The organism is Thomasclavelia sp. (genome assembly GCF_017889095.1).
Classification (GTDB): Bacteria; Bacillota_I; Bacilli_A; order Erysipelotrichales; family Coprobacillaceae; genus Thomasclavelia.
Window position 1 is genome coordinate 1 of the sequence record NZ_JAGHEW010000168.1, and the last position, 4,832, is coordinate 4,832.

General features: G+C 28.1%; 6 protein-coding genes. All 6 read left to right on the forward strand.

Features of this window, described 5'->3' with window-relative positions; all coding sequences use genetic code 11:
* Positions 1-441, forward strand: a 441-nt coding sequence (locus J7M77_RS07425; protein WP_296877199.1) for a hypothetical protein, incomplete at its 5' end; no start/stop codon positions are given.
* Complete coding sequence (gene rfbF / locus J7M77_RS07430) at positions 441-1,217, forward strand: glucose-1-phosphate cytidylyltransferase (RefSeq protein ID WP_296877200.1); 777 nt, start codon at positions 441-443, stop codon at positions 1,215-1,217. The genes J7M77_RS07425 and rfbF, both read left to right, overlap by 1 nt.
* Entirely contained in the window at positions 1,199-2,287 is a 1,089-nt protein-coding gene (gene rfbG, locus J7M77_RS07435; RefSeq protein WP_296877201.1) for a CDP-glucose 4,6-dehydratase, read from the forward strand. Before rfbF ends, rfbG begins: the two co-directional genes overlap by 19 nt.
* Positions 2,272-3,213, forward strand: a complete 942-nt coding sequence (locus tag J7M77_RS07440; protein WP_296877202.1) for an NAD(P)-dependent oxidoreductase — start codon at positions 2,272-2,274, stop codon at positions 3,211-3,213. Before rfbG ends, J7M77_RS07440 begins: the two co-directional genes overlap by 16 nt.
* On the forward strand, positions 3,203-3,739 hold the full coding sequence (rfbC, locus tag J7M77_RS07445) for a dTDP-4-dehydrorhamnose 3,5-epimerase (RefSeq protein ID WP_296877204.1): 537 nt from the start codon (positions 3,203-3,205) through the stop codon (positions 3,737-3,739). Before J7M77_RS07440 ends, rfbC begins: the two co-directional genes overlap by 11 nt.
* A gap of 338 nt (positions 3,740-4,077) precedes the next feature.
* A partial coding sequence (locus tag J7M77_RS07450) for a hypothetical protein (RefSeq protein WP_296877203.1) occupies positions 4,078-4,832 on the forward strand: 755 nt, incomplete at its 3' end.

The window sequence follows — 4,832 nt, forward strand, 5'->3', positions numbered from 1 at the left end:
ATATTAAGAAGGTTGCGGATAGAATTAGCGAAGATGGGCTTTCCTTTAAAGAAAAAGAAAACGAATAAAAATATACAAAAAAATATAATTTATTATAAGAGTTATTTTTGGTGCGCGTTTCCTAGAAATGTTGGATCATATATTTTAAACGAATTGAAGAAAAATGCATATTATAAAGATTTGTTTTTTGATGCAATGTGCCCTGAAGAAGTATTTTGGGCTACGCTAATAATGAATTCTAAATATAAAGATAGAATTAAGACTAATCAAACATTAATGTATACTTCAGAATTTGTCAATAATCATCCAAAAATTATTAGATATGAAGATATTGACGAATTAAAAAAAACTGAATATTTTTTTGCAAGAAAATTTGATATTAATGTTGATTCAAGTGTAATAGAATATTATAAAAAACTTATTTGTGAGGAGGAAATATAATGAAAGTGGTTTTATTAGCAGGTGGTTTTGGTACGAGAATAAGTGAAGAATCACATTTAAAACCAAAACCAATGATAGAGATAGGAAATATGCCAATACTCTGGCATATTATGAAACTATATAGTTATTATGGATTTGATGAATTTGTTATCTGTGCAGGATACAAGCAGGAAGTTATCAAGCAATGGTTTGCTAATTATTTCATCCATTCAAGTGATATTACATTTGATTTTACTAAAGGTGATGAAGTTATTGTTCATCATCAAAACAGTGAAAGATGGAAAGTTACAGTAGTTGATACAGGTTTGGATACAATGACTGGTGGAAGAATCAAGAGAATTAAAGAATATGTAAATAATGAGCCTTTTATGCTGACATATGGTGATGGAGTATCAGATGTCAATATAAAAGCCCTTTTAGATTACCATAAATCTCATGGAAAAATTGGAACTATGACTATTTATAATGCAGGTCAAAGATTTGGTGTCATTGATATGGATGATACTGGAACCATAAACAGCTTTAGAGAAAAATCTAAAGATGATGGTTCGATGATCAATATCGGATTTATGGTTATGAATCCAGAAATATTTGATTATATTAAAGGTGATGAGAGTGTATTTGAAAAAGAACCACTGGAATCAATAGCCAAACTAGGAGAACTTAAAGCTTATAAACATGAGGGATACTGGCAATGTATGGATACAAAAAGAGACCATGATCAGTTGAATAAATTATGGGATACAGGTGAAGCGTTATGGAAGATATGGAAATAAAATTTAGAGATTTTTACAGAAACAAAAAAGTTTTAATTACCGGACACACTGGCTTTAAAGGAAGTTGGATGTCTTTTTTATTGCACTCGTTAGGAGCAAAAGTAACAGGTGTAGCTTTAAAACCAAATACATCTCCTTCATTGTATGATATATTACATTTAAAAGATAAAATTGATTCTAGAATATGTGATATTAGAAACTTAGAAGAAATGGTGAAAATATTTGATGAAGTAAAACCGGAAATTGTCATTCATATGGCTGCTCAGCCTCTAGTAATCGAATCTTATCAAAAGCCAGTTTACACCTATGATGTTAATGTAATGGGAACAGTGAATATATGCGAATGCATAAGAAAGAGTGAATGTGTTAAATCATTTATTAATGTGACAACAGACAAAGTTTATCAAAATAATGAATGGTGTTATGGGTATAGAGAAGTAGATAGATTGAATGGATTTGATCCATATTCAAATAGTAAATCTTGCAGCGAATTAGTAACAGACAGTTATACTAATTCATTTTTTAATTCTATGGAATTAGCAGTATCACGGTGTCGAGCAGGTAATGTTATTGGTGGTGGAGATTTTAACGAAAATAGAATTATTCCTGATTGTGTGAAATATACAGTTAATAATGAAACTATTCAAGTGCGAAACCCTAATTCAACAAGACCATATCAGCATGTATTAGAACCAGTAGTGTTTTATCTTTACCTAGCAATGCTTCAATATGAAAATAAAAATTTAGCTGGATGCTATAATATTGGTCCAAATGAAACGGATTGTATTACTACAGGTGATATCTGTTCTTTATTTGTAAAAAAATGGGGAGATGATTCCAACTGGAAAGCCACAGATTACAATGGGCCTCATGAAGCTAATTTTTTAAAATTAGACTGTTCTAAAGCAAAATCAATTTTAAACTGGCAGCCAATATGGAACGTAGAAACAGCAGTAGAAAAAACTGTTGAATGGACGAAATGTTATTACAGCAATAAAGGTATTGAAGTGGTTACAAACCAGCAAGTGAATGAATACCTTAAGGAGATTTCAAAATGGAAAGTGTATTAGTGACAGGTGCTGGTGGATTTATAGGATTTAATCTGGTAAGTGAATTAATTGAAAATTATCAGGTATATGCATTGATAGAAAAAGAAGATACTCGATCAAGACAAAAATTGTGCAGTTTAAAAAATACAACAGTAATTGATGATTTTTCATATATGTTAGCAAATCCAAATATATTTCCATCATTTCAAACAATATATCATTTAGCAACAGTAGGAGTCCGTCCCGACTTTTCTGATATATCTCTTTTCTGTGATATTAATATTAAAATGGGATGTCAGTTGGTAGATTTTGCAGTACAAAATAAATCTGGATTGCTAGTAAATTTCGGTTCATGTTTTGAATATGGGAATCATGGTAATAAGTTATTGTCTGAAACTGATGAATGTTATCCAGAATCTTTGTATGCAATATCAAAAAATACTTCAGTAAAATTAACCACTCAATATGCAAAGCAAAAAGGCATTTCGCTAATTACGGTTAGACCATTTGGTGTTTTTGGAGCAGGTGAAGGGATAAATCGTTTGGCACCGTCTATTATATATCACGGTCTAAAAAAAGAAGTTTTAAAATTAACTGCTGGAGAACAAATAAGAGATTTTGTAAATGTTGAAGATGTGGTAAAAAGTATTATTATGCTTGCTAATTCAACTAAGAAAAATATATATGATGTTTATAATATATGCTCCTCTAATCCGGTAAAAGTTAAAGAATTTGTAAAAGAGATTATAGAAACATGTGGTTTTGATGAAAAATTTTTTAAATTAGGTGCATTACATTATAGAAAAGATGAAGCAATGATTTTTGCTGGTAATAATGATAAACTCTTGAACACTATTGAATATGATTTTCCTGATAATCATACAAAAGGAATAAAAGATATTTTTGAAAAATTAAAAAAGGAAGTGAACTGTGAAAATGAGTTTTAAATTTCATAAAACCCCTTTCGAAGGTGTATATGCTATTGAAAATCATGTTTTTGAAGATGATAGAGGGATATATAGCAAAAATTATGAGATTGATATTTTTAAGAAACATGGGATAAATTTTTCTATAACAGAAAGCAGTGATTTATATACAAAAAAAGGGGCTATTAGGGGGTTACATTATCAAAAAGGTGAATCTCAGGCAAAATTAGTAAGAGTTATAAAAGGAAAAATATTTGATGTAATAGTAGATTTAAGAATGAGTTCACCATCGTATATGCAAGTATATTCAATAATTTTAGATGAAAAAAATATTAACAGCTTACTTATCCCAAAAGATTTTGCTCATGGTTTTTTAGCTCTAGAAGACTCAATATTTTCATATCATTGTGATGGTGAATATCAGCCTGAGTTATGTGGAGGTATTCGTTGGAATGATCCAAAGCTTGATATTTTGTGGCCTATTAAAGAATATAACATAGAAAAATTAATAATTACAAATAAAGATTCTAAATGGGATCTATTATAAACCTAACTTTTGTAGTTAATTACATAGTAAAATAAAACATTTGATAAAAAGTTTTATCAATAAAATAGGCGAATTAACAATACAAATTGAATCAAAATAATTAGTCGTTTAGATGTTACTTGATGAATATATTAAAAAAGAAACTTATATAGATATAGAGTGTTTAGCAACTTAGAAAATATTATTAAAATTATGGGATGTTTTTGGATTAGCATATGCTCCTATATCAATGAAAATTATATTTATCATTACATTTAAAACTTTATTAATGATTAAAGTTAAATGAATTGAATAAGACAAATAATTAATGAATATTTTATATTGGAAAGGAGCTGAATATGTATATAAATACAAAAAGCAAAGAAACTATTGAACAATCATTATGTAAAATATTAAATATAGGTAAAGAAGAATTATATAAGATCATCGATGAATGTTATAAAAAGCATCAGGAAAATCACCAGGTTCTCGTTTTAGATGAACAGTATGATTTCTTTGATGGCTTTGTAAAAGAAAATCAAATTAAAAGAATTGACCAGGTAATGTTAATGCATTTATCTAGAAGATTGGTAGATGATCAAGATAATAATGGTTATAACCTTGTTGATACGTTAACTAAAGAAACGTCAATATCAAACTTTATGAAAAAATATGATGTTAGTTTTAAATATGATGAACATATTAAAATGTTTGTAGATGATAAAGAAATTGATTTAGATAACGGGGATGACAGTTATTCGTATTATTATCTAAAAAATAGATTTGGTTATCGTTATAAGGATTTTAATTTTAAAGGATATATGTTTGGTGATAATCTTGAAAATAGCGAAATATATCAAATACACGCAGAAGGTCCGGAGTTTTTTGGATACCTTTTTTTATTTAGTGATGATAAGATGATTGATGATTTTTATAATGAATCAAAATATTATCAATATGAATATTTAGTACCGATAGATATGATTTATTTTGAAGATTATGATGATCTTTCAAATAGTGAAAAACAAAGACATATTATCGTTAACTGTCTACAAAGATTATATAACTATAAATATGATCCTTTAATGAATGATACTGAAAATAAGGTGATTGG